Here is a 24047-nt window from a genome sequence, read left to right as displayed (position 1 = left end):
TTGAAGCGCGGCGCTATTTCGCGCCGCGCCCCACCGTCTGCATCACTTCGAAGCCTTCGAATTGCGGATGGCCGAGATAAAGCGGCTTGTTGTCGCCGGCCTTGTGATGCGCGGCCCGAAAAGCCTCCGACTTGGTCCACGCCTCGAACGCCGCGTGGTTCGCCCACACGGTGTGCGAGGCATACAGCGTGTGGTCCTCGAGCTCGGGGCCGCGCAGCAGATGGAATTCGACGAAGCCCGGCACCTTGTCCAGATGCGTGTCGCGCGAGAGCCAGACCTGCTCGAAGGCGGCCTCGGAGCCCTTGGCGACGCGGAAGCGGTTCATGGCGATGTACATGGGTGGTCTCTCCTGATGCTCAGGCGATTATCTCGTCATTCCGGGATGCGCCGCAAGGCGCAGGCCCGGAATCCATAACCCCGATCGGGAGTATGGATTCCGGGCTCGCGCCAAGAGGCGCACCCCGGAATGACGGCGTTTGTGGATTAGGCCACCAATCCCTTCATCGGCCTTGCGCTTGCGCTGTCCGGGAACACCGTCTCGGCCAGCACGCGATCGGACAGGCCAAACTGGCCTTGCAGCACGCCCTTGATCACGGAGCGCAAGTCCGTGGTGGGCTTGAGGTCGCGGGCCTCATAGAGGTTGGCGGGCTTGAGGCCCGGCCAGTCGGAGATGACGCGGCCGCCCTTCACCGCGCCGCCGGCGAGCAGCGCGACGGTGGCGGTGCCGTGATCGGTGCCGTCGGTGCCGTTGATGCGCGCGGTGCGGCCGAATTCGGTTGCGACGACGACGACGGTGTCGCGCCAGCGCTCGCCGAGGCCGCTCTCGAATTCGGCGAGCGCGCCGTCGAGCCCGCCGAGCAGGAAGGCGAGACGCCCGACCGGGCCGCCTTCATTGGCGTGCGTATCCCAGCCGTCGAAGGCGAGCGCGGCGATGCGCGGGCCGTCGTCGGCCGCCATCAGCTTGGCTGCGCCGCGCGCGACCTGGCGCATCTGCGCGACCTGATTGCCGCCCTTCGGCTTCATGTCGTCGCCGCTTGCGGCCTTCTCCAACTGGAGGCCCTGCGAGAGGGCCATCGCCAACGCGGGATCGCGGTGACGGTAGAGATCGACGAGCCGCATCGCGGTGTCGTCGTCGGCCTGCGGCAGCGCCACCGGCGCCCAGCCGACGGTGGGCGCATTGCCGCGCAGCACCAGCGGCGTGGTCGGCCCGACCGCAAGGCCGCTCGAGACGCGCTCGCCGCGCGGCAGCGCTTCCAGCGCGCGGTTGAGCCAGCCGGACTGCACCCGGCCGGGGCCGGCATAGCCGCTTTCGAGCACGTCCTGGCCGTCGAAATGCGAACGGTCGCGGTAGGGCGTCGCCACCGCGTGGATCACCGCGCCATGCATGTCGCGATACATGCGCGCGAACTCCGGCATAGCCGGATGCAGCGCGAAGAAGGAATCGAGCATGATCGCGGGATGCGCGCCGTCCGCCGCGAGCGCGATCGACCCGTGCAGGCCGGCATAATCGGGGTCGCCGACCGGCGCGACGGTCGAGAGCCCGTCGAGCGCACCGCGCAGGATCACCACGATCAGCCGGGGATCGCGACCGTCGGCCGCGCGCGCGAATTTCGGCAAATAGGCCCAGGCCGCGAAGGAGGCCCCGCCGAGCAGGAGGCCGCGGCGCGAGGTGAGGAGCCGGTTCTCGACGCAGTCGATCATCATCATCTCCTCTGCATTTCCGGCGACATCAGCAGCAGCGCCAGCGCCTGCTGGCGCGATTCCGCGCGCTCGATGGTCCTTCGCGTTTCGATCGACGCCGCGTCTGCCGCTGCGAATTCCAGCAGGTCGAGCGGGTCGATGTTGTTGCCGAGCCGCGCGCCCATCTGCGCGGCGATGTCGAGCCGCAGCTTCATGCCTTCGGGCGCGGCCCAGGCCGCAACGGTGTCCGGGAAACCGTTGGGACCGGACGGCGACCACAGCGGCTGGCCGAGCAGATTGAGACCGTTCAGATAGGCGCCGGGATCCTCCGGCACGCGCGCGAGCAGCCGGCCGCTCGCGACCAGGAAATCGTAAGGGCTGCGCATCTTGGTCAGCGGCGCCTTCCAGACCTCGTCAGAATCGACCAACGCGGTCGCCATGGCCTTGAGATCACCGTCGGTCTTGACGAAGACGTCGCGCAGGCGCGCGACCAATGCCTGAGGCGGATCGTCGGCGACAAAATGACTGACGAGCTTGGTCGCGATGAAATTCGCGGTCGAAGGATGCCGGGCGATGTCGGCGAGCGCCGCCTCGCCCTGCGCCAGCCCCGTCGGCTCGTAGGTCTTGCCGAGCAGCACTTGCGGCCCGGGCTGGTGTGCATTGACGTTGAAGGCGAAGGAGCCGGGTGTGCCGAGCCCGCCTTGCCTTCCGGCAAAGGTCCAGCCCGTGATGATGCGCGCGAGCGAGGTGACGTCCTCCTGCGTGTAGCCGCCGCCGACGCCGAGCGTATGCAGCTCCATGATCTCGCGCGCGAGATTTTCGTTGAGCCCGCGCTTGCGGTTCTGCCCCGCCCGCGAGTCCGGCCCGAGCGATTGCTGGTTGTCGAGGAAGAACAGCATCGCCGGATGCTGCTCGACCGCCTTGAGCATGTCGGCGAAGCGCCCAAGCACGTGCGGCCGGATCGCCTCGCGCTCGAACGCGCCGGCCCAGATTCGCGCCAGCTCGCCCTTGCTCGCGGAGATGCAGAAATGGTTGGACCAGAACACGACCAGCCGCTCGGTGAAGCCGCACTCGACCAGCGTCGCACGCTGCAAGCGCGCCAGCGCTTCGGCACGAAAGGTTTTCTGGATCACGTTGAGCGGCTGCGGTGCAGGTTTTGCGGCCGGCGGTGCAGCCATGTTCGGCTGCATGGTCTCGGGCTTCGCCGCAGCGTCGGCCGGCTTGGCTTCGGCCATCTGGCCGGCGATCTCGGTCGCAGCCGTGTTCAGCGAGAGATTGCGGCGGGGCCCGGGCTTCTGATCGGCCGGCGGCTGCGGCGGCTGTGCTTCGGGCGGCGTGCCGGCCTTGGCGGCGGCCTCGCGCGCCTGCTTGACCTCGTCCTGATAGGCGAACACGGCCTGGCCGAGTTGCGGCGTCGATAGCAGGCCGGGCGCTTCCAGCAGCACGCCGTTGGGGCGCGCCAGTTCCGCCTTCACGAAACCGCGCGGATCGGACGCCGCGTTGATCAGATCGCCGGATGCCCCGCCGCGGGCGCCGAAGCCGAAGCGGTTGAGCGCGACGAGGGCGGCTTGCGAATCGCGGGCCATCGATTTGTCCTTCGCGGATTGCCAACCGCTTTCCTGGTCTGTGCGCGGCGGATAATATACCGCGGCGGGAGATGAACCCGACATGAAAATGACGGCACAGCTTTTGCGCAAATCATGACAATTCCGAAAGAATCCTCAATGCAGGAACCGCGCCGTCTCACCTGCTCCCGCTGCGGCACCGAGTTCGGCTGCGACCTCTCAGGCACCTGCTGGTGCGCGGAGGAAACCGCGCGACTGCCGATGCCGGTCAAGGGCGAGGACTGTTTGTGCCGGGACTGTCTGCGCAAGGCGGCGGCGCGTAGCCCGGATGGAGCGCAAGCGTAATCCGGGCTACGGCAGTATCGTAGGGTGGGCAAAGCGAAGCGTGCCCACCATTTTCATTGCGCGTGTGGGGAGATGGTGGGCACGGCGCTTTGCGCCTTTGCTCACCCTACGAAGCGACAAAACTTACACCGCATGCCCCGGCGAGGTCCGCGCCATGCCGTCGAACGCATCGAGCAGCTTCTCGCGCCAGGCGTAGACCGGATCATCCGCCTCCAGCAGCTTGAACGGGCTCGTCACGCGCGCCCACTGAAAACCGCCGAACACGATGTAGTCGGCATAGTTCGGCGCGCCGCCGCCGATGAAGGGCTGCTTCTTCAACGTTTGCCGCATCATCTCCAACGATTTGCGGAAGGCGACCACGCCGGCATCGCGGCTGGCCATGATCTCTTCCAGCGTCTTGCCGCCAAAGCGCGCCTCGCGCGATTGGCGGAAATAGGCGGCATCGACGTCGGCGAGATTCTTCGCGATGTCGGCGATGATCAGCGGAAAGATGCCGCCGACGATGGCGATGTCGCCGAAGGCGTTGATCATGCGCGCCATTGCGCGGCCGCCCTCGCCGCCGAACAGCGACGGGCGATCCGGAAACCTGTCTTCGAGATAGTTCGCGATCGTCCAGGAATCGACGACGGGCTTGTCATCATGCAGGAGCACCGGGACCTTCTCCGAGCCGTGCGGCGCGATCGCGCTCTTCTCGGTGAAGCGCCAGGGCAGTGATTCCGCCGCCAGCCCCTTGTGCGCCAGCGCCATCCGCGTGCGCCAGCAATACGGGCTGAAGGGACGCGAGGCGTCGGTGCCGACGAGTTCGAACAGTTTGAGCGACATGGCCGGTGCTCCGTCATCGCGAACGCAGCGAAGCAATCCAGACTGCCGCCGCGGAGACATTCTGGATTGCTTCGCTGGCGCTCGCAATGATGATGTGGAGACCTCACCGCCCGTGCGTGCGCAAGAACCTCTCGCCTTCCTCCGTGACCGCGATCACCAGCCCGAGGCCTGCAACCGTCTCGCGCGCGACGTAGCCGCGGTCGGCGGCGTCTTCCCAGATGGTGAGGCGCGGGCACGAGGTCTTCCAGGTCGAAATCACCTCGGCATAGGCGCGCGGCTCGCGCGCGACCCATTCGACGAAGTCCAGCACCAGCGGATCGGCAGTCTCGCTCATTGCAAACCTCCCTTGTCGAAGGCCGCCAGCACCGGGGTGCGAACCAGGAGCCAGCCGCCATAGGCGACGTAGTAGCAGGCGATGGTGGTGATCAGCTTGTTCGACCAGACGATGAATTGCTGGTCGGTCATGGCTTCGAGAATGCGGCGCGCGAGCGTGGTGCCGAGCATGGATGCTGCGATCGCGACGCCGGCGAGCACGGGATCGAGGCTCGCGGCCTGGTCGATGATGCCGCCGAAATAGATCAGCTTGGTGAAGTGGCTGACGAGCTGGCACATCGCCTTCGTCGCCACCTTCTCGCGCCGGCCGGAATCGCCGCCGAGGAAGAAGGTGTCGAGCAGCGGCCCCGACACGCCGGTCATCAGCATCAAGCCCATGCAGATCGTGCCATAGACGGTGCCCTGCCAGAGCCTATCAGGGTCCGGCTTGATGTTCGTCGGCAGCAGCCGCGCCATGAACGGGGTGATGCCGAGCAGCAGCAGCGCCATCGGCTTGTCAGGCACGTAGCGGGTGAGCGACCAGGCCGCGAGCGCGATGGTCGCGCCGACCATATAGTTCGCGACCGGCCGCCAGCGGATATGCGCCCGCCACAGGAACGCACGCCAGCCGTTCGAGGCCATCTGCGTGATCGCATGCAGCACCATCGCGGTCGGCAGCGGCATCAGGGCCAGCAGCACGCCGATCAGGATCAGCCCGCCCGCCATGCCGAACAGCCCCGACAGGAACGCGGTGGCGACCATCAGCAATCCAAGGGCAGCGATCATCATGGGCGTCACGCGGGGTCTCCGTGGCAAGTGAGGGACGCAGACTCTGCGCTCTCCCTCGCCCCGCTTGCGGGGAGAGGGTGGGGTGAGGGGGAGCCTCCACAAGGGAGGTGGCAGTTGGACTCGCGGAGACTCCCCCTCACCCGGAATTTGCTGTCGCAAATTCCGGCCTCTCCCCGCAGGCGGGGAGAGGCGAAGAAGCAGCCTCCCGCTCGACAAAATCAGCGTGGATTACGCTGATATTTCTGCCTCGCTTGCTCCCCTCGCGCAAACTGAGTTATCTTGCCCTGGCATCAGCTTTCCTGAGGGTCGGTCATTTGCGGCGGCTGCTCTTTCTCAACGGCATCAAGGCATTCGAGGCGGCGGCGCGGACCGGCAGCTTTGCTGCGGCGGGCGTCGAGCTCAACGTGTCGGCGGCCGCGGTCAGCCGCATGGTGCATCTGCTGGAGGAGCGGCTCGGCGTCGCGCTGTTCGAGCGCAAGGCCAACAGGCTGGTGCTGACGCAGGCGGGACGCGCCTATCAGAGCGGGCTGACGCCGATCTTCGATGCGCTCGCCAGCCTGACCGCGCAGGTGACGGCCCCCTCCAGCGTCCGCGTGCTCACCATCGGCGTCGGCCACACCTTTGCGATGCGCTGGCTGATCCCGCGCCTGTCGGAGTTTCGCAACGAGGAGCCCGACATCGAGGTGCGCTTCACCACCGGCGGCGCGTCGGTGCCGTTCGGCGAGGACTGGAGCTGCGGCATCAAGCTCGGCACCGGCGACTGGCCCGGTCTCGTCGCCGAGCCGCTGTTCGCCGGCGACCTCACGCCGGTCTGCGTGCCCCGTCTCGCCGCGAGCCTGAAGCGCCCGGCCGATCTCAGGGGACCCAGCCTGATCCGCGTCGCACATTCAGCCGAGGACTGGCCGATCTGGCTGAAGGCCGCCAACCTCGCGCGCATCAATGCGCGCGGGCCGGAATTCCAGTTTTACGGCCAGGCGCTCCAGGCCGCCGCCGACGGGCTCGGCATCGCCATGGGCATCCGGCCCTACATCGACGACGATCTCGCCGCCGGGCGCCTGGTAGCGCCGTTCGACCTCTCGGTGCCCAAGGGCATGCGCTGGTATCTGGTCTATCGCAGCTTCCAGACCGAGCAGCGCGACTTTGCCGCGTTCCGCCGCTGGATCATGCGGGCGGCGTCGGAACCCGCCGCCCGTCCGGCGAGGCGCACCGGCCGCACCACCGCGCGGAACTGAAATTCAGCGGTTCCGCGGGCAAAAAACCCCGTCGCATGTGAACCGCTTCACATCCTGAAATCCGCAAACGTGGTCCCCTGACCCTCCAACAAGGCGCTCGAGCAACAGACTCGACCAAGACACTCCGGGGACTACCAATGACGACCATCTACGACGGCTTTGACATCGAATCCTTCGAAGCTGGCAAGGGGCTGTGGCACGCCCGCATCCGGCGCGCCGATTTCAGCCTGGTTGCCATCGACGGCGTGCTGTTTCCGGCCATGGAGGTCGGCTTCGCCTGGCCCGATCGCGACGCCGCGATTGCCGATGCCAAGCACCACATCGATCGCTTCCGCCGGCGGGCCGACAGCGACGACGAATAATCGGTCAGGGACGGCGAAGGGGAACCGGTCATGTCAATCACCGAATTCGACGACGGAGCGCGGCCTCGGATCTACAACCGCGCCGTCCTGTCGAATTGTCCCGAATGCGACGGCGATCTCACGGTGCTCCGCGTGATCGGCGGCCGCGCCGGGTGCGAGTACTGGACCATGCGCTGCACCGATTGCGGCGGGATCCACCTCGACATCCTCAAGCCGCATGGGACGGCCGAGGACAACGAGGGCCCGCTGCCGGCGGCGTGACGTTTCGGCCTGCTGCCAACCTGCTGTCAGCAGCCTGCGCACGGACGGGCATTCGCCCTTTCCTGAGGGGCGGACTCGTCCCATATTCGCCTCATGGCGAAGAAACCTGCATCCTCCGAAAAATCCGGCAAATCCCCCAAGTCCAAGGCTCCGTCCAAGGCCCCGAACTCGAAGGCGCACCGCCCTGACGTGCAGCCGATCGGGCCGGCGCTGGCCGAGCTGCTCAATCCCGCCATCAACCGCGGCGATGCCGGGCTTGGATCGGGCACCGGCCTGCAGCCGCCGCCGGATAATTCGCGCGACCGCCGCGCCGGGGGCGAGGCCGCCGCGCATCGCGCGCGCGCCTCGACGCCGAAGGACTTTCCCAGTGACCGCCCGGCGGGACTCGACGAGGCGCCGCAGGCCAATTACGGCACCGCGGCCACGATCCCGACGCTCGATCCGGAACTGGCGCGGCAGCTCGGGCTGCCCACCGAGGAGGACGATGCCGAGGCGCTGGCGCGTCCGCCGCGCAGCAAAATGGAGGCGCTCGGCGTCAAGGCGACCGCGGATGCGCTGGAGTCGCTGATCCGCGAGGGCCGGCCGGAGTTCCGCAAGGACGACGGCTCCACGAAGGTATGGACCCCGCATCGGCCGCCGCGCCCGGAAAAGTCCGAAGGTGGCGTGCGCTTCGAGATCAAGTCGCACTACGAACCGCGCGGCGACCAGCCGACCGCGATCGCCGAGCTGGTCGAGGGCATCCAGCGCAACGACCGCAGCCAAGTGCTGCTCGGCGTCACCGGAAGCGGCAAGACCTACACCATGGCCAAGGTAATCGAGGCGACGCAGCGCCCCGCCATCATCCTGGCGCCGAACAAGACGCTGGCCGCCCAGCTCTATGGCGAGTTCAAGAACTTCTTCCCCCACAACGCGGTCGAATATTTCGTCTCGTATTACGACTACTACCAGCCGGAAGCCTACGTGCCGCGCACCGACACCTATATCGAGAAGGATTCCTCCATCAACGAGCAGATCGACCGCATGCGCCACTCGGCGACGCGCGCGCTGCTCGAACGCGACGACGTCATCATCGTCGCCTCGGTGTCCTGCATCTACGGTATCGGCTCGGTCGAGACCTACACCGCGATGACCTTCGCGCTGAAGAAGGGCGAGCGCATCGACCAGCGCCAGCTGATCGCCGACCTCGTCGCGCTCCAGTACAAGCGCACCCAGGCCGATTTCACCCGCGGCACCTTCCGGGTCAGAGGCGACGTCATCGACATCTTCCCGGCGCACTATGAGGACCGCGCCTGGCGCGTGAACCTGTTCGGCGACACGATCGAGACCATCGAGGAGTTCGATCCGCTCACCGGCCACAAGCAGGACGAGCTCGAATTCATCAAGATGTACGCCAACTCGCACTATGTGACGCCGCGCCCGACGCTGGTGCAGGCGATCAAGTCGATCAAATCGGAATTGAAGCAGCGGCTCGATCAGCTGCACGACCAGGGCCGCCTTTTGGAAGCGCAGCGGCTGGAGCAGCGCACCACCTTCGACCTCGAGATGATGGAGGCGACCGGAAGCTGCGCCGGCATCGAGAACTATTCGCGCTATCTCACCGGACGCCTGCCCGGCGAGCCGCCGCCGACGCTGTTCGAATACGTGCCCGACAACGCGCTGGTGTTCGCCGACGAAAGCCACGTCACCGTCCCCCAGATCGGCGCCATGTTCAAAGGCGACTTCCGCCGCAAGGCGACGCTCGCCGAATACGGTTTCCGCCTGCCCTCCTGCATGGACAACCGCCCGCTCCGCTTCGAGGAATGGGACATGATGCGGCCGCAGACCATCGCGGTGTCGGCGACGCCGAGCGGCTGGGAGCTGAACGAGAGCGGCGGCGTGTTCGTCGAGCAGGTCATTCGCCCGACCGGGCTTATTGATCCTCCGGTCAACATTCGCCCCGCCCGCACCCAGGTCGACGATCTCGTCGGCGAAGTCCGCGCCACCGCGCAGGCCGGCTATCGCTCGCTGATCACGGTGCTGACCAAGCGCATGGCCGAGGACCTCACCGAATATCTGCACGAGCAGGGCATTCGCGTCCGCTACATGCACTCGGATATCGACACCATCGAGCGCATCGAGATCATCCGGGATCTCCGGCTCGGCGCCTTCGACGCGCTGGTCGGCATCAACCTCCTGCGCGAGGGCCTCGACATTCCCGAATGCGCGCTGGTCGCGATTCTCGACGCCGACAAGGAAGGCTTTTTGCGCAGTGAAACGTCCTTGATCCAGACCATCGGCCGCGCCGCGCGCAACGTCGACGGCAAGGTGATCCTCTATGCCGACCAGATGACCGGCTCGATGGAGCGCGCCATCGCGGAGACCAACCGCCGCCGGGAGAAGCAGGTCGAGTACAACACCGCCAACGGCATCACGCCGGAGAGCGTGAAGAAGCAGATCGGCGACATCCTCAACTCCGTCTACGAGCGCGACCACGTGCTGGTCGAGGTCGGCGGCCACGACATGACCGACGACGTCATCTCGATCGGCCACAATTTCGAAGCCGTGCTCGCCGATCTCGAAACCCGCATGCGCGAGGCCGCGGCCGATTTGAACTTCGAGGAAGCCGCGCGCCTGCGCGACGAAGTCAAGCGCCTGCGCGCCACCGAACTCGCGGTGGTCGACGACCCCACCGCCAAGCAGCGCACCGTCCAGGGCAAGGCCGGCGCCTATGCCGGCACCAAGAAGTACGGCGACGCGGCGAACCTGCCCGTCAGCGCGATGAAGAGGAAAACCGTGAGCTCCGCGCTGAAGGCCAGCGGCGTCGGCAGCGGCTCGAAGGTGCACAAGCCGCATCTCGACGAGATGCACGGCCCGGAATCGCTGCCCTACCGCGAGAAGCCGAGCCTGCCCGCAAAGCCGTTCGGCAGCACGAGCCGGATCATCCAGCCGACGGACTCGCGACAGTCAGGACCGGAGTTCGGCCCCACCCCGCGCTCCAGCGGCGGCGCGCCGGGGCATCGCGGCGGGTGGAAGAAGAGGTAGGGGGCGCGGGGTCATCCGCGTTGTTCGTGGTTATGGATTCCGGGCTCGCGACTTCGTCGCGCCCCGGAATGACGAGGGAGAGATATCTCCCTCACCCCACGCTCGCCGTCACCACGGCCATCACCGACAGCAGCAGCACGATGGTCACGGGCTGGAGCGAGGCGACCGGCTGGGTGCGCCAGGCGGTGATCTTCTCAGCGAGCGATAGGTGGGCCTCGAAGAACTTTGGTTCGTAGACGGTCTTGAAGAAGGCGGGGAAGCTCGGACCCACGGCCACCGCGAGCAGCGCGTGGGCGAGCGAGGCGATTGCGACGAAGATGGCGACGCCGGGGTCGCCGACGAGGTCGTGGTTGCCGAGCAGCTTGAGCAGCATCGCGGCGGTGGCGAAGGTCGGGAAGCTCTGGAGGGTCGCGGTCAGCGCGAGGCCCTCGATCGCGTTGTGCAGGCGGGACTTTGGGGATGACGTTAGTCGCGATGCCGCGCGGGTGATGTGAGTTGGGTCACGCGCCTTTTTGGCGCCGGAACAAGAGGCGAGATGGATTCCGGGTTCGCGCCAAGTGGCGCGCCCCGGAATGACAGGGAGCTACAGCTTCCCCTGCCCGTTCACCTGGCCCTGCTGTTGCCGCTGCCTTTCCTGTTCCTTGGCGTGGTGCCGGCCGTAGAGGCAGCCGGCGGCGGCGCCGAGGACGCCGTGATGGCCGGCATAGTGGCCGGCGACGCCGCCGACGACGGCGCCCTTGATGCAGCCCTTGGCGTTGGCGGTGGAGGTCGCACCACAGATGAGAAGCGCGGCAGTGACGGCGAGAAGGAGGGATTTCATGGATCGATGTCTCCGGATTCGGTGTCGGCGTCTCAACGGGCGCGGGCGCATCGCGGTTCCACGCGCCTGCGCGGCCCCGGCATTGCGCAAGGCGATTTCGTGCAGGCGCACGGGCGCTCAACCCATAATTGCAGCCATGAACCTGGCATTGCGCTTGCGCGTCATATCGACTGCAACACTCCTGTGGTTTCGCGGATTGCCGGTGCGCGAAACCGCGCGTTAGCGTTGCGCAACGCCATGCGGCCAATGAGGACGGGCGGAATGACAGTCGAGAAGCTCAATCGCCAGCGCGTCGTGCATCTGCTCGACGCCTTCGCGCGCGGCGACATCGAGGCCGCGCTGTCGTGCTGCACCGACGATGTCGACTTCCTCACCCACGCGCCGATCGACATCCTGCCGCACATGGTGCCGCGCCACGGCAAGGCCGAATTGCGCGCGCTCTGGCAGACGGTCTGGGTGCGCTATTCGGAGATCCGCTACAAGGCGCCGCATATCGTCGCCGAGGGCGACGAGGTCGCCACCTACATGCAGACCTATTTCAGGAAGCGCAGCAACGACCGCGTCGTGCAGTTCGACATGGCGGTGTTCTACACCTTCCGCAACGGACAGGTGGCGCAGATCCGCGAGATCATCGATTCCTACGATCTGGTGCAGCAGGTGCTGGAGCGCGAGATCGGACCGCTGATCGTGGGGGCGCGGGTGGACGGGGGTTAATCCCGACCGCGCTCTTCGCGACGTCGTCCTGGCGAAAGCCAGGACCCATTACCCCGACTGCCGATATGGTGGCACCTTGCTAACCGCTAGCGTGCCCATTGCAGGATTCGGTGGCTATGGGTCCTGGCTTTCGCCAGGACGACACCGAGAATGCGGGAACCAGCGCTCGTACGCTTGAGCCCCCCGGAAGATTACGGGGTTCTGTTGTAAATCTCACAAAACGCGATCAATTGTGCATTGCGAAAACGTGAATTGCGTTTTGGCCGAAATTCCGTATTTTGTTCGCATACAAACGAGTTGAGCGGCCCCGCGGCACGTTTCCTGTGCATCGGGCTGTTTTCCGTTTTTTTGCAAGCCAGCTTCAGGACTGCCCAAAATGACAGAGCACAGCCTCTGGCGTTTCTCGCGCGCATTGCACCGCGCGATCAACGACCGGCATTTCGAGGATATCGAGGCCCTGATCGACGAGGACGTCGAGTGGGCGCTCTATGGCCCGATCGACATGTTTCCGTTCCTCGGCGCACGCCAGGGCAAGGACGCCGTGCTCGACGTCATCCGCCAGCTCGCCGACAATTTCCAGGTCCGCCGCTTCGATCGCGAGAGCATCATGCTCGGCGTCGATTCCGCCGCCTCGATGCTGCGCTATTCGCTGACGGCGCTGGATTCCAACAAGCCGATTTCCTTGCGGGTCGCGCAGTTCGCCCAGTTCAGGGCGGGCAAGCTCGTCAGCTTGCGCGTGCTGATCGACACCTTCGACCTGGTCGAGCAGGCACTCGGCCGTGCCATTCATCTGCCGAAGATGAGCAGCGTCGGCTGAGGGGGGACGCCAACGGGCCCCGCTCTTCGGGACCGATGACGATGCGTGGTGCGACGTCCTGGCCTCCAGCCCCGCCGGATGCCGTCGTGCCGGAAGCCCGTCGTCGGGCGCGCGCCTCTCGCGCGGCCCGTTGGTTCGCCATTCCAGTTGTTTGAGCATGTTTTTTTGGAAAACCGCTGCACACTTTGCCGGATCATGTTCTGGGCGAGGCGAGTCGCCATAATTTCGCAACGATAGATCAGCATCCTTTGCGCGGAATGGCGCATGCTCACTGCGGAAGGCCGATATATATTATCGGACAGCATGCGCCGGGGTTCGCGGGCAGGACGATGGAATTCTCAACAGGTTTTGGCTGGACCAGGCTGCCGGTGCTGGCGGCCGCGTTCATTCTGGGCTCGGTGCTGACGGTCTCGGCGCAGATCATCCCGCCCTTCTCCGCGGCCACGCCCGACGAGGACGCCGAGGCGGCCGAAGCCCCCGACGCCAACGACCCCGACGTGCTCAAAGGCATCGACGTCGACAAGCTCGACTGGGGCCAACTCGCGATCGACGCCGGCACGCTCAACGACCTCATCGCCGCCAAGAAGCGCGCGCAGGCCGCCGCCAATGACGGGATGAACTGGGCGTCGAACGCCAATGCCAACGGCTCCTCGGCGGTGACGGTGAAGCAGTCGGTATCCTCGTTCTGGGACGCCCGCATCGGCGCCGACATGACGGTGACGAGCGAGCCGCGGACGATGTCCGAGCTCTTGGCGCAGAAGGCCGCCAATGGCGGCAACCTGCCGCAATCCTCCGGCAGCGCCTGGGCGGCGGCGACCGCGCCCGGCGCGGGCCCGATCTGGGACAAGACGGCGGTGGAAGCCCGCGTCGACCCCGGCGCCGAGCAGAGCAAGCTCGGCGCGTCGCTGACCAAATCGGTGCCGCTGTCGGGCGACACGTCGCTGACACTCCAGAACGGCTACAGCGTCAACCAGCAGGGCACGACCGCGGTCCCCGGCATCGGCGGGCACATCACGCGCAATTACGAGACCGACCAGTCCGCCAAGGTCACCCTCACCGACACCGGCACCAGCATCACCGCCGGCCAGACGCTCTCGACCACCGACGACAAATGGCTGCGCAAGTTCGGCGCCGAGCAAAAGCTGTTCGACAACGTCACCGTCTCCGGCTCGGTCGGCGAGACCTCGCAGGGCGCGATCAACAAGAGCCTGACGGCGGGGTTCAAGAAGAGCTGGTGAGTGTGTTTTCGCCTCTCCCCGCAAGCGGGGCGAGGGAGTCAGACACCGGCCGTGCCGCGAAGGCACTCCGCCGCAGTCGCCGTTCAGACATTCCTAACCATACGCCACGGCAAAACCCCCGAATGGTCCGCCCTTGCCGCATCTCGGCCTAGTTACGGTCAAAATCCGACGCCCTGATGGGGATCGCCTTACAGACGTCGTCGTGCGGGGGACACTCGCGCTGCGCTCAACGCGAACAGGGGAACAACGATGAACGCCATTCGTCCGGAAAAGATCGAAGCCGCCGAGACCGAGACCGTCGACAGCAATCTGGCCGCGGTGACCGAGGTCGAAGCCGGCATCCGCGACTTCGTCCGCAACGACATCGCCTATCTGCGCCGGCCTGCGGCGACGAGCGCCGACGCACCGCCGCTCGATCCGAGCGCGGAGGCCACCGTCACCAACGTCAACTCGCTGATCCAGCGCGTCGCCGGCACCTCGCTCGCCGAGATCGAGAATCTGATCTCCGAGCTCGAGAGCCTGCGCGACCTGCTCCATGCCGAAGGCCAGCGCGTCCAGCGCGAGATCTCCGGCTACGCCCAGCTCAGCCAGGCCGCGATGAAGTCGACCCGCATGATCGCCGACAACGTCGCGCAGTGGAAGCGCGCCGCCGACGGCCTGCGCAACAGCTGATCGGTCAGCCACCCGGCATCACCGGCCGCCGCGTTCCGAAAGGGGCGCGGCGGTTTTGATTCATGATGTGTGTGATGGGTGCACACTCTCCTCAACGAAGGTGTCATCGCCCGGCTTGACCGGGCGATCCAGTACTCCGAGACGGTGAGGCAAGAACCGACAGGCCACGGCGTACTGGATGCCCTGGTCAAGCCTGGGCATGACAGCGGAGGGCTTGGCAGGCGGCCACGCAAGGACGTCGGCCACAGCCCCCTTTGAACCCTCCACCCCTCCCCGGCGACCAATGCCAGGCGCCCGTCGGTTTTACGCGGGCTCAGGGGGACATTTCATGGAAAGCATTCGGCCCGACACCACGGAGCCCATACCGCTGCGACCCGCGCCGAACCAGTTCGGCACGATCATGCTGCGCTTCGTTGGATTATTGGCGGTTGCGATCGCGGTGCTGGCGTTCGTCTATAGCCGCTGAGCGGAAGCCGGACACCGGCCCCGAAACGTTAACGAGCTCTTACCGGGCGGCTTCCACGGTCGAGGCTTCCAGGGTGTAGGCGCCATCGGCATAGCCCTTCACCACCATGCCGGCGACCAGCATCACGGCCAGCGTCGCGGTAGCAAAGATAAATCCGACAAACTTGAGTGCGCCGCGGTCTGCCATGGTCCTCGTCCCCTGTACTCTGCCCAATTCGTTTCAATTAGACAGCGACAGGTTCATAATTGGTTAGCAACTCGATGGTTCCCCCAACTGCTTCGCGGGTAACCATGTTGCGCAGGCTTATGGCAGCCGCCCGGAATCGCGTCCATAGCGCGCGGGCAACACTCGCGCTCTTTTCAGCCCTTCATCTTGGAACTGATCTAACCGCCCTTCCGCATCGGCACGAAGGCTGAGGCGGTGATGGCGTAGACCTCTTCGCCGCGCTGGTTGGTGCCGGTGGTGCGGGCCGTCAAAATGCCCCAGCCGGGGCGCGAGGCGGAGCTGCGCTTGTCGATGACGACATTGGCGTAAGAAACGGTATCGCCGGCGAGCACCGGCCGGATCCAGCGCAGGTCGCGAAAGCCCGGTGACGGGCCCCACACCGCGACCTCCTCGCCGCGCGCTGCGGCCTCTCGCGCCAGACGTTGGCCGTCCGCGACAAGCAGGCTCATGCAGGCCGAGCCGACATGCCAGCCCGAGGCCGCGAGCCCGCCGAACAGCGAGTTCTTGCCTTCCTCCTCGTCGAGGTGAAAGCGCTGCGGATCGAATTTTTGGGCGAATGTCTTGATCGACTCCGCGGTGAACGTATAGGCGCCGATCTCACGGCGATGGCCGATCTCGATCTCCTCGAAAAACGGCATCAGACCGCCCCCTCGCGCCGCTCGATCAGGATCGGCGAGGTCATCTCGCACAGCACCTGCCCCGCCGCGTTGCGCACGGTGCATTTGAACTTGACGATGCCGAGGTCGGGGCGGCTCTTCGAGGCGCGCGCCTCCATGACATCGACGTCCAGCATGAGGTCGTCGCCGGGCCTGAGCGGCGACAGCCAGCGCACCTCGTCAACGCCGGGGGAGCCGAGCGAGGCGGCGCGGGTGATGAAGCCGTCGGCCATCATCCGCATCATCAGCGAGCACAGGTGCCAGCCCGAGCCGGACAGGCCGCGCAGCATGCTCTTGCTGGCGGCGTCCTCGTCCAGGTGCATCGGTTGCGGATCGAACTCGGCGGCGAAGGCCAAGATCTCGTCGCGGGTGACATGGCGCGGGCCGAACGTTCCGAACCGGCCGGGCGGGAAGTCTTCAAAGGTCAGGGTCATCTTGGGATTGCTGGCGGAAATGACAGATTGTGGCCGCACTTTGCGGCAATCTCAACCCGCCGGCCCGCATGGCTCGTGCTACATTCGACGCGGCGATTCTGGCCTTGAGTCGGGTCAACCGAGGGCCGAAGCCCGATTTGACAAGGCCCGATTTGTCCGGGGGAGAGCGATGTTTTCATTCAGCGACCTGTTTCAGTGGGACCGCTTTATCACGCCGACGATCATCAAGACCTTCTACTGGCTGGTGATCGCGCTGATCTGCCTGTTCGGCCTCTCCGGCATCTTCTCCGGCCTAGCTGCGATGGCGATCAGCCCGTTCGGCGGCTTCCTGGTGCTGCTGTCGTCGATCGCGAGCGTCGTCGTCGGCATCGTGTTCTCGCGCATCGTCGCGGAACTGATCCTGATCGTCTTCCGCATCAACGAGCATCTCGGCGCGATCCGGGACCAGGGCGGCGGGATGCGGTAGCCCATCATTCCGGGGCGCGCGCAGCGCGAACCCGGAATCCATCGGGCCTCAGAACAAGTGGATGAATGGATTCCGGGCTCGCGCCAAGAGGCGCGCCCCGGAATGACAGCTCCGGCTTACGTATTGAACCGGAAATGCATCACGTCGCCGTCGGCGACGACGTATTCCTTGCCTTCGAGGCGGAGCTTGCCGGCATCGCGGGCGCCGGCTTCGCCGCCGAGCGCGACGTAGTCGTCAAACGCGATCGTCTCGGCGCGGATGAAGCCTTTCTCGAAATCGGTGTGGATCACGCCGGCCGCTCCCGGCGCCTTGGTGCCGCGATGGATGGTCCAGGCACGCGCTTCCTTCGGGCCCACCGTGAAATAGGTGATGAGGTCGAGCAGCGTGTAGCCGGCGCGGATCAGGCGGTCGAGGCCGGCCTCTTCGAGACCCAGCGTCTCCAGGAAGTCGGCGCGTTCTTCGCGCGAAATGGTGGCGATCTCGGATTCGATCTTGGCCGAGATGACGACGGCGACGGCGCCTTCCTTGGCGGCCTGCTCCTGCACCGCCTTGGAGAACGAATTGCCGGTCGCGGCCGAACCTTCCTCGACGTTGCAGACATAGAGCACGGGCTTGGACGAGAGCAGGCCGAGCATCCCGAAGGCGCGCTCCTCCTCCGCCTTGCGCTCGACGAGGCGCGCGGGCTTGCCCTCGCGCAGCAGCACCAGGGTGCGGTTGACGAGGTCGAGCTGCTCCTTGGCGTCCTTGTCGTTGCCCTTGGCCTTCTTGGTGAGGTTGTCGACGCGCTTCTCGAGGCTGTCGAGGTCGGCGAGCATCAGCTCGGTCTCGATGGTCTCGATGTCGGCGAGCGGGGCGATCTTGCCCTCGACATGGGTGATGTCGGAGTCTTCAAAGCAGCGCACGACATGCGCGATGGCGTCGACCTCGCGGATGTTGGCGAGGAACTGGTTGCCGAGGCCTTCGCCCTTGGAGGCGCCGCGCACGAGGCCCGCGATGTCGACGAAGGTCAGCCGGGTCGGAATGATCTGGCCGGACTTGGCGATCGCCGCAAGCTTGTCGAGCCGCGGATCGGGCACGGCCACCTCGCCGACATTCGGCTCGATGGTGCAGAACGGATAGTTCGCAGCCTGCGCCGCGGCCGTCTCGGTCAGCGCATTGAACAAGGTCGACTTGCCGACATTGGGCAATCCGACGATCCCGCATTTGAATCCCACGAGCGTTATTCCTTGCCGTTGTCGTCCTTGGTCAAAAACCCCTTCGCCTGCATGGCAAGATGCACCCTGTTGGCGAAGGTCGCGTCCGTGCCCTTGGCGATCAGCGCCGCGTGCTCGGCGACCGCGTCGCAGAGCGTCGCCACCCAGTCGTTGTCGGCCTTGGCGAAGTCCGACAGCACGTGGCCGTGCACCAGTTCCTTGACGCCGGGATGACCGATGCCGAGCCTGACACGGCGGTAGTCGTTGCCGATATGCGCCGAGATCGAGCGCAGACCGTTGTGGCCGGCGATACCGCCGCCGACCTTCACCCGCACCTTGCCCGGCGGCAGCTCGAGCTCGTCATGGAACACGGTGACGTCGCCAGGGGCGATCTTGAAGAAGCCTGCCGCCTCCTGAACGCTCCGGCCGGAATCGTTCATGTAGGTCGTCGGCTTGAGCAGGATCACGCGCTCGGTGCCGAGCGCGCCTTCCGAGGTCTCGCCCTGAAACCTGCGGCGCCATGGCGAGAAACCATGACGCCGCGCGATCTCGTCGACGGCCATGAAGCCGATATTGTGCCGGTTACGTGCGTATTTTGCGCCGGGATTGCCGAGCCCAACAAAGAGTCGCATGACGCGGCGCGCCCCTCGCTCGGCGCGCGGGTCACAGGACCGCGCGCCAGCTCTTTGAGAGATTACTTCTTCTTGTCGCCGCCGGCGGGAGCCTTGGCAGCCGCTGCCGGAGCAGCAGCGGCCGGAGCAGCCGCACCAGCCGCAGGAGCCGCCGCAGCCGGAGCCGCGCCACCAGCAGCTGCCGCAGCAGCAGCCTTCTGCTCTTCGGCGTAGCCGGACGGCGGCACGATGGTGACGAGGGTCGCGTCCTCGCGGGTCAGCGCCTTCACGCCGGCCGGCAGCTTGACGTCCGACAGATGCAGCGAGTGACCGATTTCGAGCGAGCCGACGTCGGCCTCGATGTACTGCGGGATGCTCTCGACGCCGCATTCGAGCTCGATCGCGTGGGCAACGATGTTGACGGTGCCGCCGCGCTTCACGCCCGGGGAGGCTTCCGACTTCACCACGTGCAAGGGAACGCTGATGCGGATGGTGGCGCCTTCGCCGAGCCGCATGAAGTCGACATGGATCGGGAAGTCCTTGACCGGATCGAGGTGATAGTCGCGCGGAATCACGCGGTGCTTCTTGCCCTCGAGGTCGATGTCGACCAGCGTGGTCAGGAACCGGCCGGCCAGGATGCGCTGGCGCAGTTCGCGATCTTCAATCGAGATCGTGACGGGGGGCTGGTTGTTGCCATAGATCACTCCGGGCACTCTGCCGGCGCGACGCTCAGCCCGGGCGGCCCCCTTGCCGCTCTTCGGACGTGCGGTCGCCTTCAATTCCTTGACGGTCGTCGCCATAACGTTAAGTCCTTGTTTTTGCAAAAGTTAATGGGCCGCAGCGCGGCCCATGGCATCGTCCACAGCAAGCCTCCAGGGGTGCGGGGGCCGCGAACGTGGCGGGCTTTTACCCGGAAGATGCGGAAATGACAAGAAGAATGGGCTGGCGGACCGCGCCGGACTAGCCGTCATTCCGGGGCGGTCGCGACAGCGACCGAACCCGGAATCTCGAGGTTCCGGGTTCGATGCTGCGCATCGCCCCGGAATGGGTACGGTTACCCGCCCAGCTTCGCCTCCAGCGCCGTGATGCGCGCCTTCAGGGCTTCGTTCTCCTCGCGCGCCAGGCGGGCCATGTCCTTGACCGCCTCGAACTCCTCGCGCTTGACGAGGTCCATGTCGCGCAGGAATTTTTCGGCCTGGGTCCGCATCACCGTGTCGAACTCGCGCTTGACGCCCTGAGCCGCACCGGCGGCGTCGTTCATCAGGCGGCCGATCTCGTCGAAAAACCGGTTGTTGGTCTGGGTCATGTCGGTCTCCTGGCGGCCTGCGATAAACTTTGCGCGAACTCTCGGAAAGACAATGGCAATCCGATCGGGCCGGATCAAGGGCCGATCGGCCGTATCCTTGTCATGCCCCGGTTTCCTTGCAATCGTATTCAACGTCCCGGCATAAGAAGAATCACAAGGCGCACGAGATGATCGACCAGCAGATCGCGATTCCCACCAAGGACGGCCACACCGCAACCTTCATCAGCCATCCCGAGCGTGGCGGGCCGTTTCCGGTCATCCTGTTCTACATGGATGCGCCGGCGATCCGCGAAGAGCTGCGCGACATGGCGCGCCGGCTCGCGACATCAGGCTATTACGTGATGCTGCCGAACCTCTATTACCGCTCCGGCGTGATGGAGCTGGGCGCGCTGCCGGCCGACCCGAACGCACCGGAGCGCAAGCGCATGTTCGCGCTGATGAGCTCGCTCACCATTCCCATGATCATGGACGACACACGCGCGCTGCTCACTTACGCCGAGGGCCAGGCCGCCGCGAACACGAAGATTGTCGGCACCGTCGGCTACTGCATGAGCGGCCGCTACGCGGTCAACGCCGCCACGCATTTCCCCGATCGCGTCAAGGCCGCCGCCTCGGTCTACGGGGTGCAGCTCGCAACCGACCAGGACGACAGCCCGCATCTGGCCCCAGCCAAGACCAGGGCCGAGCTCTACTTCGCCTGCGCCGAGACCGATGTCTACGCGCCGCCGGAGATTATCGAAAAGGTCAAAGAGGGCATGAAAGGTGCCAAGGCCGAGGTCGAGATCTATCCCGGCACGCATCACGGCTTCGCCTTCCCCAAGCGCCCGGTCTATGACCGCGACGCCGCCGAGCGGCACTGGGAGCGTCTGCTGGCGCTCTATCGCCGCAATCTCGTGTGAGCAGCAGTATGATCGGCCTGTCCGCGAACTCGGTGCACCTCTCCCGCTTGCGGGGGAGGTCGGCGCGAAGCGCCGGGTGGGGGTTCTCTCCACACGGAGATTATCTCGATTGCGGAGACACCCCCTCCCCAACCCTCCCCCGCAAGCGGGAGAGGGGGCAAAGCTCCGTCGGGGCCGCAGCTTGCCCATCAAACTCTAGAAACAAGGCGTGATGCCCTTTCTTCTCATCGACTTTCCCGCCTTCAAGCCGATCGCGATCGAGATCGGTCCGTTTGCGATCCGCTGGTACGCGCTGGCCTATATCTGCGGCATCGTGTTCGGCTGGCTCTATGCGCGCTCGCTCCTGAAGAACGAGCGCTTGTGGGGCGGGCCGGCGCCGATCTCGCTGGTGCAGGTCGACGACTTCATCCTGTGGGTCACGCTCGGCATCATCCTCGGCGGCCGGACCGGCTACGTGCTGTTCTACAATCTGCCCTTCTTCATCGAGCACCCCGCCGCGATCTTCCGACTGTGGGAGGGCGGCATGTCGTTCCACGGCGGCTTCCTCGGCTGCGTCGTCGCGGTGATGTGGTTCGCCTACCGCAACGGGATCCCGATCCTGTCGCTCGGCGACATCACCACCGCGGTCGCGCCGGTAGGGCTGCTGCTCGGGCGCATCGCCAATTTCATCAACGGCGAATTGTGGGGCCGTGCCACCGATGCGAGCCTGCCCTGGGCGATGGTCTTCCCCAACGATCCGACCCAGCTGCCGCGCCATCCGAGCCAGCTCTATGAGGCCGGCATGGAGGGCATCCTGCTGTTCACGGTGCTTGCGATCATGATCCGCCTCGGCGCCCTGAAGCGGCCCGGAATGATCCTCGGCGCCTTCATCCTGATCTATGGTCTGACCCGGATCGCCGGCGAGCATTTCCGCGAGCCGGACGCCCAGCTCGGCTTCCTCTGGGGCGGATTAACCATGGGCATGCTGTTGTCGATCCCGATGCTTATTGTAGGTCTCATACTTATTGTATTGGCTATCAGGCGCGGTGCGCCGAGGCCGATCGAGGCCATTCGTTAATTCCTTTCGAGAAGAAGGCCGTGACCGAACAGCCGCTACTCAACGAGATCAAGGCGCTGATCAAATCCTCAGGCCCCATGCCGGTCTGGCGGTACATGGAACTGTGCCTGATGCATCCGCGCTATGGCTATTATGTCTCGCGCGATCCGCTCGGGCGTGAGGGCGACTTCACCACCGCGCCCGAGGTCAGCCAGATGTTCGGCGAGCTGCTGGGCCTGTGGACCGCCTCGGTGTGGAAGCAGATGGGCTCGCCGCAATCTTTGCGGCTGGTCGAGCTCGGCCCCGGCCGTGGTACCATGATGGCGGATGCGCTGCGCGCGCTTCGCGTGCTGCCGCCGCTCTACCAGGCGCTTCAGATCCACCTGGTCGAGGTCAATCCCGTCCTGCGCGAACGGCAGAGTGCGACGCTGTCGGGCGCGCGCAACGTCGCCTGGCACGACAGCATCGACGACGTGCCCGAAGGCCCGAGCATCATCCTCGCCAACGAATATTTCGACGTGCTGCCGATCCACCAGATGGTGAAGCGCGAGAACGGCTGGCACGAGCGCGTGATCGAGATCGATCCCAACGGCAAGCTTCAGTTCGGCGCGGCCTCCGAGCCGACGCCGCGCTTCGACGTGCTGCTGCCGCCCCTGGTGCGCGCCGCGCCGGTCGGCGCCGTGTTCGAATGGCGTCCCGACGGCGAGGTCATGAAGCTCGCCACGCGCGTGCGCGACCAGGACGGTGCGGCGCTGATCATCGATTACGGCCATTTGCGCAGCGATGCCGGCGACACCTTCCAGGCGATCGCGCGCCACACCTTCACCGATCCCTTGAAGGCGCCGGGCCAGGCCGACGTCACCGCCCATGTCGATTTCCAGGCACTGGCGCGCGCAGCCGAGGACGTCGGCGCCCGCGTGCACGGGCCGGTGACGCAGGGCGACTTCCTCAAGCGCGTCGGCATCGACACCCGCGCGGCCGCCTTGATGCAGAAGGCGACGCCCGAGGTCGCCACCGACATTTCGGTGGCGCTCAAGCGCCTGACCGACACCGGGCGCAGCGGCATGGGCTCGATGTTCAAGGTGCTCGGCATCTCCGAGCCGCGGCTAATTGGCCTTGCCGGCCTCAGCGATCTCGAACACGCCGGAGGGAACTGATGACCGTCGCTTCGTCACTGCTGTCGGCGGTGCCAGGGCTGCGCCATTCCTTCTTCACCCGTGAAGGCGGCGTCTCCGGCGGCATCTACTCGGCGCTGAACGGCGGCCTCGGCTCCAACGATGATCAGGCCCTCGTCGCCGAGAACCGCCGCCGCATGGCCGAGCATGTCGGCGTGGCGCCGGAACGTTTCCTCAGCCTGCACCAGATCCATTCGCCCGACGTGCTCATTGCCGAGACGCCGTGGCCGAGCGGGCCGCGGCCGAAGGGCGACGCGCTGGTCACCAGGACGCCCGGCATCGCGCTCGGCGTCTCCACCGCCGATTGCGGGCCGGTGCTGTTCGTCGATCCCAATGCGCGCGTGATCGGCGGTGCCCATGCCGGCTGGAAGGGCGCGCTGACCGGCGTGCTGGAGTCCACGATTCTAGCGATGGAAAAGCTCGGCGCCACGCGCGGCGGCATCATCGCCGCGATCGGCCCGCTGATCCGGCAGGAGAGCTACGAGGTCGGCAACGAGTTCGTGGCGCGCTTCATCGAGGCGGACGCGGACAACGCGATGTTCTTCATCCCGTCGGTGCGCGAGGGCCACGCGATGTTCGACCTCGCCGGCTTCATCCGGACGCGGCTGGAGGCCGCCGGCATCCTGATGATCGACGACCTCGGCCTCGACACCTATGCCGACGAGCGCTTCTTCAGCTATCGCCGCTCGGTGCATCGCAAGGAGCCGGATTACGGCCGCCACGTCCACGCGATCGCGCTCGAGGGGTGAACACACAGGCAACACGCCGTCATTCCGGGGCTCGCGAAGCGAGAACCCGGAATCATCGTGCAGCAATTTATGCGGAGAAATGGATTCCGGGTTCGCGCCAAGTGGGCGCGCCCCGGAATGACAGTGGGATGTGTCGCCCCTGCCCTAGACGTTAATGCGTTTTAACGATATCGCTGCCCTC

30 protein-coding genes are annotated in these 24047 nt (G+C 66.0%); 15 read left to right on the top strand and 15 right to left on the bottom strand.

Annotated elements, in window-relative coordinates; all coding sequences use genetic code 11:
- Nucleotides 1–13 precede the first annotated feature (13 nt).
- The 3 genes from ACVWW6_RS13635 to ACVWW6_RS13625 all read right to left on the bottom strand — a co-directional run bounded on the left by ACVWW6_RS13635 (nt 14) and on the right by ACVWW6_RS13625 (nt 3266).
- Complete coding sequence (locus tag ACVWW6_RS13635; RefSeq protein ID WP_008544592.1) at nt 14–337, bottom strand: antibiotic biosynthesis monooxygenase family protein; 324 nt, start codon at nt 335–337, stop codon at nt 14–16.
- Between the two features lie 146 nt (nt 338–483).
- Nucleotides 484–1701, bottom strand: a complete 1218-nt coding sequence (locus tag ACVWW6_RS13630; RefSeq protein WP_456680863.1) for a DUF1501 domain-containing protein — start codon at nt 1699–1701, stop codon at nt 484–486.
- 2 nt (nt 1702–1703) lie between these two features.
- Entirely contained in the window at nt 1704–3266 is a 1563-nt protein-coding gene (locus tag ACVWW6_RS13625; protein WP_456680862.1) for a DUF1800 domain-containing protein, read from the bottom strand.
- A 114-nt stretch (nt 3267–3380) separates the two neighbouring features.
- On the opposite strand from ACVWW6_RS13625, the gene ACVWW6_RS13620 reads away from it, so the two are divergent.
- Entirely contained in the window at nt 3381–3590 is a 210-nt protein-coding gene (locus ACVWW6_RS13620; RefSeq protein WP_053815149.1) for a cysteine-rich CWC family protein, read from the top strand.
- A 123-nt stretch (nt 3591–3713) separates the two neighbouring features.
- Here ACVWW6_RS13620 and ACVWW6_RS13615 read toward each other — a convergent pair whose 3' ends face one another.
- The 3 genes from ACVWW6_RS13615 to ACVWW6_RS13605 all read right to left on the bottom strand — a co-directional run bounded on the left by ACVWW6_RS13615 (nt 3714) and on the right by ACVWW6_RS13605 (nt 5522).
- Entirely contained in the window at nt 3714–4412 is a 699-nt protein-coding gene (locus ACVWW6_RS13615) for a glutathione S-transferase family protein (RefSeq protein ID WP_271555172.1), read from the bottom strand.
- A 103-nt stretch (nt 4413–4515) separates the two neighbouring features.
- Nucleotides 4516–4746 carry a hypothetical protein gene (locus ACVWW6_RS13610; protein WP_060910469.1) on the bottom strand — a complete coding sequence of 77 codons (231 nt, stop codon included), beginning with the start codon at nt 4744–4746 and terminating at the stop codon, nt 4516–4518.
- Entirely contained in the window at nt 4743–5522 is a 780-nt protein-coding gene (locus tag ACVWW6_RS13605) for a TSUP family transporter (RefSeq protein ID WP_456680861.1), read from the bottom strand. Before ACVWW6_RS13605 ends, ACVWW6_RS13610 begins: the two co-directional genes overlap by 4 nt.
- A gap of 305 nt (nt 5523–5827) precedes the next feature.
- On the opposite strand from ACVWW6_RS13605, the gene ACVWW6_RS13600 reads away from it, so the two are divergent.
- From ACVWW6_RS13600 to uvrB, 4 genes are all read left to right on the top strand, one after another.
- Complete coding sequence (locus ACVWW6_RS13600; protein WP_028174686.1) at nt 5828–6745, top strand: LysR substrate-binding domain-containing protein; 918 nt, start codon at nt 5828–5830, stop codon at nt 6743–6745.
- Nucleotides 6746–6882: 137 nt separating this feature from the next.
- Nucleotides 6883–7107, top strand: a complete 225-nt coding sequence (locus ACVWW6_RS13595; protein ID WP_028174685.1) for a hypothetical protein — start codon at nt 6883–6885, stop codon at nt 7105–7107.
- Nucleotides 7108–7137: 30 nt separating this feature from the next.
- On the top strand, nt 7138–7368 hold the full coding sequence (locus ACVWW6_RS13590; RefSeq protein WP_060910467.1) for a hypothetical protein: 231 nt from the start codon (nt 7138–7140) through the stop codon (nt 7366–7368).
- A 93-nt stretch (nt 7369–7461) separates the two neighbouring features.
- Nucleotides 7462–10389: an excinuclease ABC subunit UvrB gene (uvrB, locus tag ACVWW6_RS13585; protein ID WP_456680860.1), complete on the top strand. Its 2928-nt coding sequence runs from the start codon at nt 7462–7464 to the stop codon at nt 10387–10389.
- Between the two features lie 91 nt (nt 10390–10480).
- Here uvrB and ACVWW6_RS13580 read toward each other — a convergent pair whose 3' ends face one another.
- Entirely contained in the window at nt 10481–10762 is a 282-nt protein-coding gene (locus tag ACVWW6_RS13580) for a hypothetical protein (RefSeq protein ID WP_456680859.1), read from the bottom strand.
- A 210-nt stretch (nt 10763–10972) separates the two neighbouring features.
- Nucleotides 10973–11209: a hypothetical protein gene (locus tag ACVWW6_RS13575; protein ID WP_304548405.1), complete on the bottom strand. Its 237-nt coding sequence runs from the start codon at nt 11207–11209 to the stop codon at nt 10973–10975.
- A gap of 261 nt (nt 11210–11470) precedes the next feature.
- Between ACVWW6_RS13575 and ACVWW6_RS13570 the strand changes: the two genes are divergently transcribed.
- The 5 genes from ACVWW6_RS13570 to ACVWW6_RS13550 all read left to right on the top strand — a co-directional run bounded on the left by ACVWW6_RS13570 (nt 11471) and on the right by ACVWW6_RS13550 (nt 15116).
- A complete protein-coding gene (locus ACVWW6_RS13570) occupies nt 11471–11923 on the top strand; it encodes a nuclear transport factor 2 family protein (protein ID WP_456680858.1) in 453 nt (150 codons plus the stop codon).
- Between the two features lie 376 nt (nt 11924–12299).
- Nucleotides 12300–12740, top strand: a complete 441-nt coding sequence (locus ACVWW6_RS13565) for a nuclear transport factor 2 family protein (RefSeq protein ID WP_011090168.1) — start codon at nt 12300–12302, stop codon at nt 12738–12740.
- Nucleotides 12741–13069: 329 nt separating this feature from the next.
- Nucleotides 13070–13978, top strand: a complete 909-nt coding sequence (locus ACVWW6_RS13560) for a hypothetical protein (RefSeq protein ID WP_456680857.1) — start codon at nt 13070–13072, stop codon at nt 13976–13978.
- 249 nt (nt 13979–14227) lie between these two features.
- The gene (locus ACVWW6_RS13555; protein WP_060910463.1) at nt 14228–14650 is read left to right on the top strand and encodes a hypothetical protein; all 423 of its coding nucleotides are present in this window, start codon (nt 14228–14230) and stop codon (nt 14648–14650) included.
- Between the two features lie 328 nt (nt 14651–14978).
- The gene (locus ACVWW6_RS13550) at nt 14979–15116 is read left to right on the top strand and encodes a hypothetical protein (RefSeq protein ID WP_165448177.1); all 138 of its coding nucleotides are present in this window, start codon (nt 14979–14981) and stop codon (nt 15114–15116) included.
- Nucleotides 15117–15155: 39 nt separating this feature from the next.
- Here ACVWW6_RS13550 and ACVWW6_RS13545 read toward each other — a convergent pair whose 3' ends face one another.
- The 3 genes from ACVWW6_RS13545 to ACVWW6_RS13535 all read right to left on the bottom strand — a co-directional run bounded on the left by ACVWW6_RS13545 (nt 15156) and on the right by ACVWW6_RS13535 (nt 16431).
- Nucleotides 15156–15302 (bottom strand): hypothetical protein, encoded by a 147-nt coding sequence (locus ACVWW6_RS13545; RefSeq protein ID WP_027545961.1) that lies wholly within the window; start codon nt 15300–15302, stop codon nt 15156–15158.
- 197 nt (nt 15303–15499) lie between these two features.
- The gene (locus tag ACVWW6_RS13540) at nt 15500–15979 is read right to left on the bottom strand and encodes a MaoC family dehydratase (RefSeq protein ID WP_060910462.1); all 480 of its coding nucleotides are present in this window, start codon (nt 15977–15979) and stop codon (nt 15500–15502) included.
- A complete protein-coding gene (locus tag ACVWW6_RS13535) occupies nt 15979–16431 on the bottom strand; it encodes a MaoC family dehydratase (protein ID WP_456680856.1) in 453 nt (150 codons plus the stop codon). Before ACVWW6_RS13535 ends, ACVWW6_RS13540 begins: the two co-directional genes overlap by 1 nt.
- A 169-nt stretch (nt 16432–16600) precedes the next feature.
- Between ACVWW6_RS13535 and ACVWW6_RS13530 the strand changes: the two genes are divergently transcribed.
- The gene (locus tag ACVWW6_RS13530) at nt 16601–16897 is read left to right on the top strand and encodes a DUF4282 domain-containing protein (RefSeq protein ID WP_018648333.1); all 297 of its coding nucleotides are present in this window, start codon (nt 16601–16603) and stop codon (nt 16895–16897) included.
- Nucleotides 16898–17013: 116 nt separating this feature from the next.
- Here the strand turns inward: ACVWW6_RS13530 and ychF are convergent, their stop codons facing one another.
- From ychF to ACVWW6_RS13510, 4 genes are all read right to left on the bottom strand, one after another.
- On the bottom strand, nt 17014–18111 hold the full coding sequence (gene ychF / locus ACVWW6_RS13525; RefSeq protein WP_011090173.1) for a redox-regulated ATPase YchF: 1098 nt from the start codon (nt 18109–18111) through the stop codon (nt 17014–17016).
- Nucleotides 18112–18116: 5 nt separating this feature from the next.
- Nucleotides 18117–18722 (bottom strand): aminoacyl-tRNA hydrolase, encoded by a 606-nt coding sequence (pth, locus tag ACVWW6_RS13520; RefSeq protein ID WP_011090174.1) that lies wholly within the window; start codon nt 18720–18722, stop codon nt 18117–18119.
- A 62-nt stretch (nt 18723–18784) separates the two neighbouring features.
- Nucleotides 18785–19501, bottom strand: coding sequence for a 50S ribosomal protein L25/general stress protein Ctc (locus tag ACVWW6_RS13515; RefSeq protein ID WP_011090175.1), 717 nt, complete (start codon nt 19499–19501; stop codon nt 18785–18787).
- A gap of 254 nt (nt 19502–19755) precedes the next feature.
- Nucleotides 19756–20007 carry an accessory factor UbiK family protein gene (locus ACVWW6_RS13510; RefSeq protein WP_011090176.1) on the bottom strand — a complete coding sequence of 84 codons (252 nt, stop codon included), beginning with the start codon at nt 20005–20007 and terminating at the stop codon, nt 19756–19758.
- A 167-nt stretch (nt 20008–20174) separates the two neighbouring features.
- On the opposite strand from ACVWW6_RS13510, the gene ACVWW6_RS13505 reads away from it, so the two are divergent.
- The 4 genes from ACVWW6_RS13505 (at nt 20175) to pgeF (ending at nt 23866) form a co-directional block, all read left to right on the top strand.
- A complete protein-coding gene (locus tag ACVWW6_RS13505; RefSeq protein WP_304548430.1) occupies nt 20175–20906 on the top strand; it encodes a dienelactone hydrolase family protein in 732 nt (243 codons plus the stop codon).
- A 211-nt stretch (nt 20907–21117) separates the two neighbouring features.
- Nucleotides 21118–21963 carry a prolipoprotein diacylglyceryl transferase gene (lgt, locus tag ACVWW6_RS13500; RefSeq protein ID WP_404524055.1) on the top strand — a complete coding sequence of 282 codons (846 nt, stop codon included), beginning with the start codon at nt 21118–21120 and terminating at the stop codon, nt 21961–21963.
- Nucleotides 21964–21983: 20 nt separating this feature from the next.
- Nucleotides 21984–23099 carry a class I SAM-dependent methyltransferase gene (locus tag ACVWW6_RS13495; RefSeq protein WP_456680855.1) on the top strand — a complete coding sequence of 372 codons (1116 nt, stop codon included), beginning with the start codon at nt 21984–21986 and terminating at the stop codon, nt 23097–23099.
- Entirely contained in the window at nt 23099–23866 is a 768-nt protein-coding gene (gene pgeF / locus ACVWW6_RS13490; protein ID WP_456680854.1) for a peptidoglycan editing factor PgeF, read from the top strand. Before ACVWW6_RS13495 ends, pgeF begins: the two co-directional genes overlap by 1 nt.
- The last annotated feature ends 181 nt before the right edge of the window (nt 23867–24047 follow it).

This window comes from Bradyrhizobium sp. USDA 3311 (genome assembly GCF_054062495.1).
The sequence above is the reverse complement of the archived record's forward strand: the minus strand, read 5'-3'. Positions and strand labels throughout refer to the sequence as shown.

Coding starts and splice junctions, on each gene's coding strand:
- ACVWW6_RS13635 (WP_008544592.1), bottom strand. CDS start 337: ATGTACATCGCCATGAACCGCTTCCGCGTCGCCAAGGGCTCCGAGGCC.
- ACVWW6_RS13630 (WP_456680863.1), bottom strand. CDS start 1,701: ATGATCGACTGCGTCGAGAACCGGCTCCTCACCTCGCGCCGCGGCCTC.
- ACVWW6_RS13625 (WP_456680862.1), bottom strand. CDS start 3,266: ATGGCCCGCGATTCGCAAGCCGCCCTCGTCGCGCTCAACCGCTTCGGC.
- ACVWW6_RS13620 (WP_053815149.1), top strand. CDS start 3,381: ATGACAATTCCGAAAGAATCCTCAATGCAGGAACCGCGCCGTCTCACC.
- ACVWW6_RS13615 (WP_271555172.1), bottom strand. CDS start 4,412: ATGTCGCTCAAACTGTTCGAACTCGTCGGCACCGACGCCTCGCGTCCC.
- ACVWW6_RS13610 (WP_060910469.1), bottom strand. CDS start 4,746: ATGAGCGAGACTGCCGATCCGCTGGTGCTGGACTTCGTCGAATGGGTC.
- ACVWW6_RS13595 (WP_028174685.1), top strand. CDS start 6,883: ATGACGACCATCTACGACGGCTTTGACATCGAATCCTTCGAAGCTGGC.
- ACVWW6_RS13590 (WP_060910467.1), top strand. CDS start 7,138: ATGTCAATCACCGAATTCGACGACGGAGCGCGGCCTCGGATCTACAAC.
- uvrB (WP_456680860.1), top strand. CDS start 7,462: ATGGCGAAGAAACCTGCATCCTCCGAAAAATCCGGCAAATCCCCCAAG.
- ACVWW6_RS13580 (WP_456680859.1), bottom strand. CDS start 10,762: ATGCTGCTCAAGCTGCTCGGCAACCACGACCTCGTCGGCGACCCCGGC.
- ACVWW6_RS13575 (WP_304548405.1), bottom strand. CDS start 11,209: ATGAAATCCCTCCTTCTCGCCGTCACTGCCGCGCTTCTCATCTGTGGT.
- ACVWW6_RS13570 (WP_456680858.1), top strand. CDS start 11,471: ATGACAGTCGAGAAGCTCAATCGCCAGCGCGTCGTGCATCTGCTCGAC.
- ACVWW6_RS13565 (WP_011090168.1), top strand. CDS start 12,300: ATGACAGAGCACAGCCTCTGGCGTTTCTCGCGCGCATTGCACCGCGCG.
- ACVWW6_RS13560 (WP_456680857.1), top strand. CDS start 13,070: ATGGAATTCTCAACAGGTTTTGGCTGGACCAGGCTGCCGGTGCTGGCG.
- ACVWW6_RS13555 (WP_060910463.1), top strand. CDS start 14,228: ATGAACGCCATTCGTCCGGAAAAGATCGAAGCCGCCGAGACCGAGACC.
- ACVWW6_RS13550 (WP_165448177.1), top strand. CDS start 14,979: ATGGAAAGCATTCGGCCCGACACCACGGAGCCCATACCGCTGCGACCC.
- ACVWW6_RS13545 (WP_027545961.1), bottom strand. CDS start 15,302: ATGGCAGACCGCGGCGCACTCAAGTTTGTCGGATTTATCTTTGCTACC.
- ACVWW6_RS13540 (WP_060910462.1), bottom strand. CDS start 15,979: ATGCCGTTTTTCGAGGAGATCGAGATCGGCCATCGCCGTGAGATCGGC.
- ACVWW6_RS13535 (WP_456680856.1), bottom strand. CDS start 16,431: ATGACCCTGACCTTTGAAGACTTCCCGCCCGGCCGGTTCGGAACGTTC.
- ACVWW6_RS13530 (WP_018648333.1), top strand. CDS start 16,601: ATGTTTTCATTCAGCGACCTGTTTCAGTGGGACCGCTTTATCACGCCG.
- pth (WP_011090174.1), bottom strand. CDS start 18,722: ATGCGACTCTTTGTTGGGCTCGGCAATCCCGGCGCAAAATACGCACGT.
- ACVWW6_RS13515 (WP_011090175.1), bottom strand. CDS start 19,501: ATGGCGACGACCGTCAAGGAATTGAAGGCGACCGCACGTCCGAAGAGC.
- ACVWW6_RS13510 (WP_011090176.1), bottom strand. CDS start 20,007: ATGACCCAGACCAACAACCGGTTTTTCGACGAGATCGGCCGCCTGATG.
- ACVWW6_RS13505 (WP_304548430.1), top strand. CDS start 20,175: ATGATCGACCAGCAGATCGCGATTCCCACCAAGGACGGCCACACCGCA.
- lgt (WP_404524055.1), top strand. CDS start 21,118: ATGCCCTTTCTTCTCATCGACTTTCCCGCCTTCAAGCCGATCGCGATC.
- pgeF (WP_456680854.1), top strand. CDS start 23,099: ATGACCGTCGCTTCGTCACTGCTGTCGGCGGTGCCAGGGCTGCGCCAT.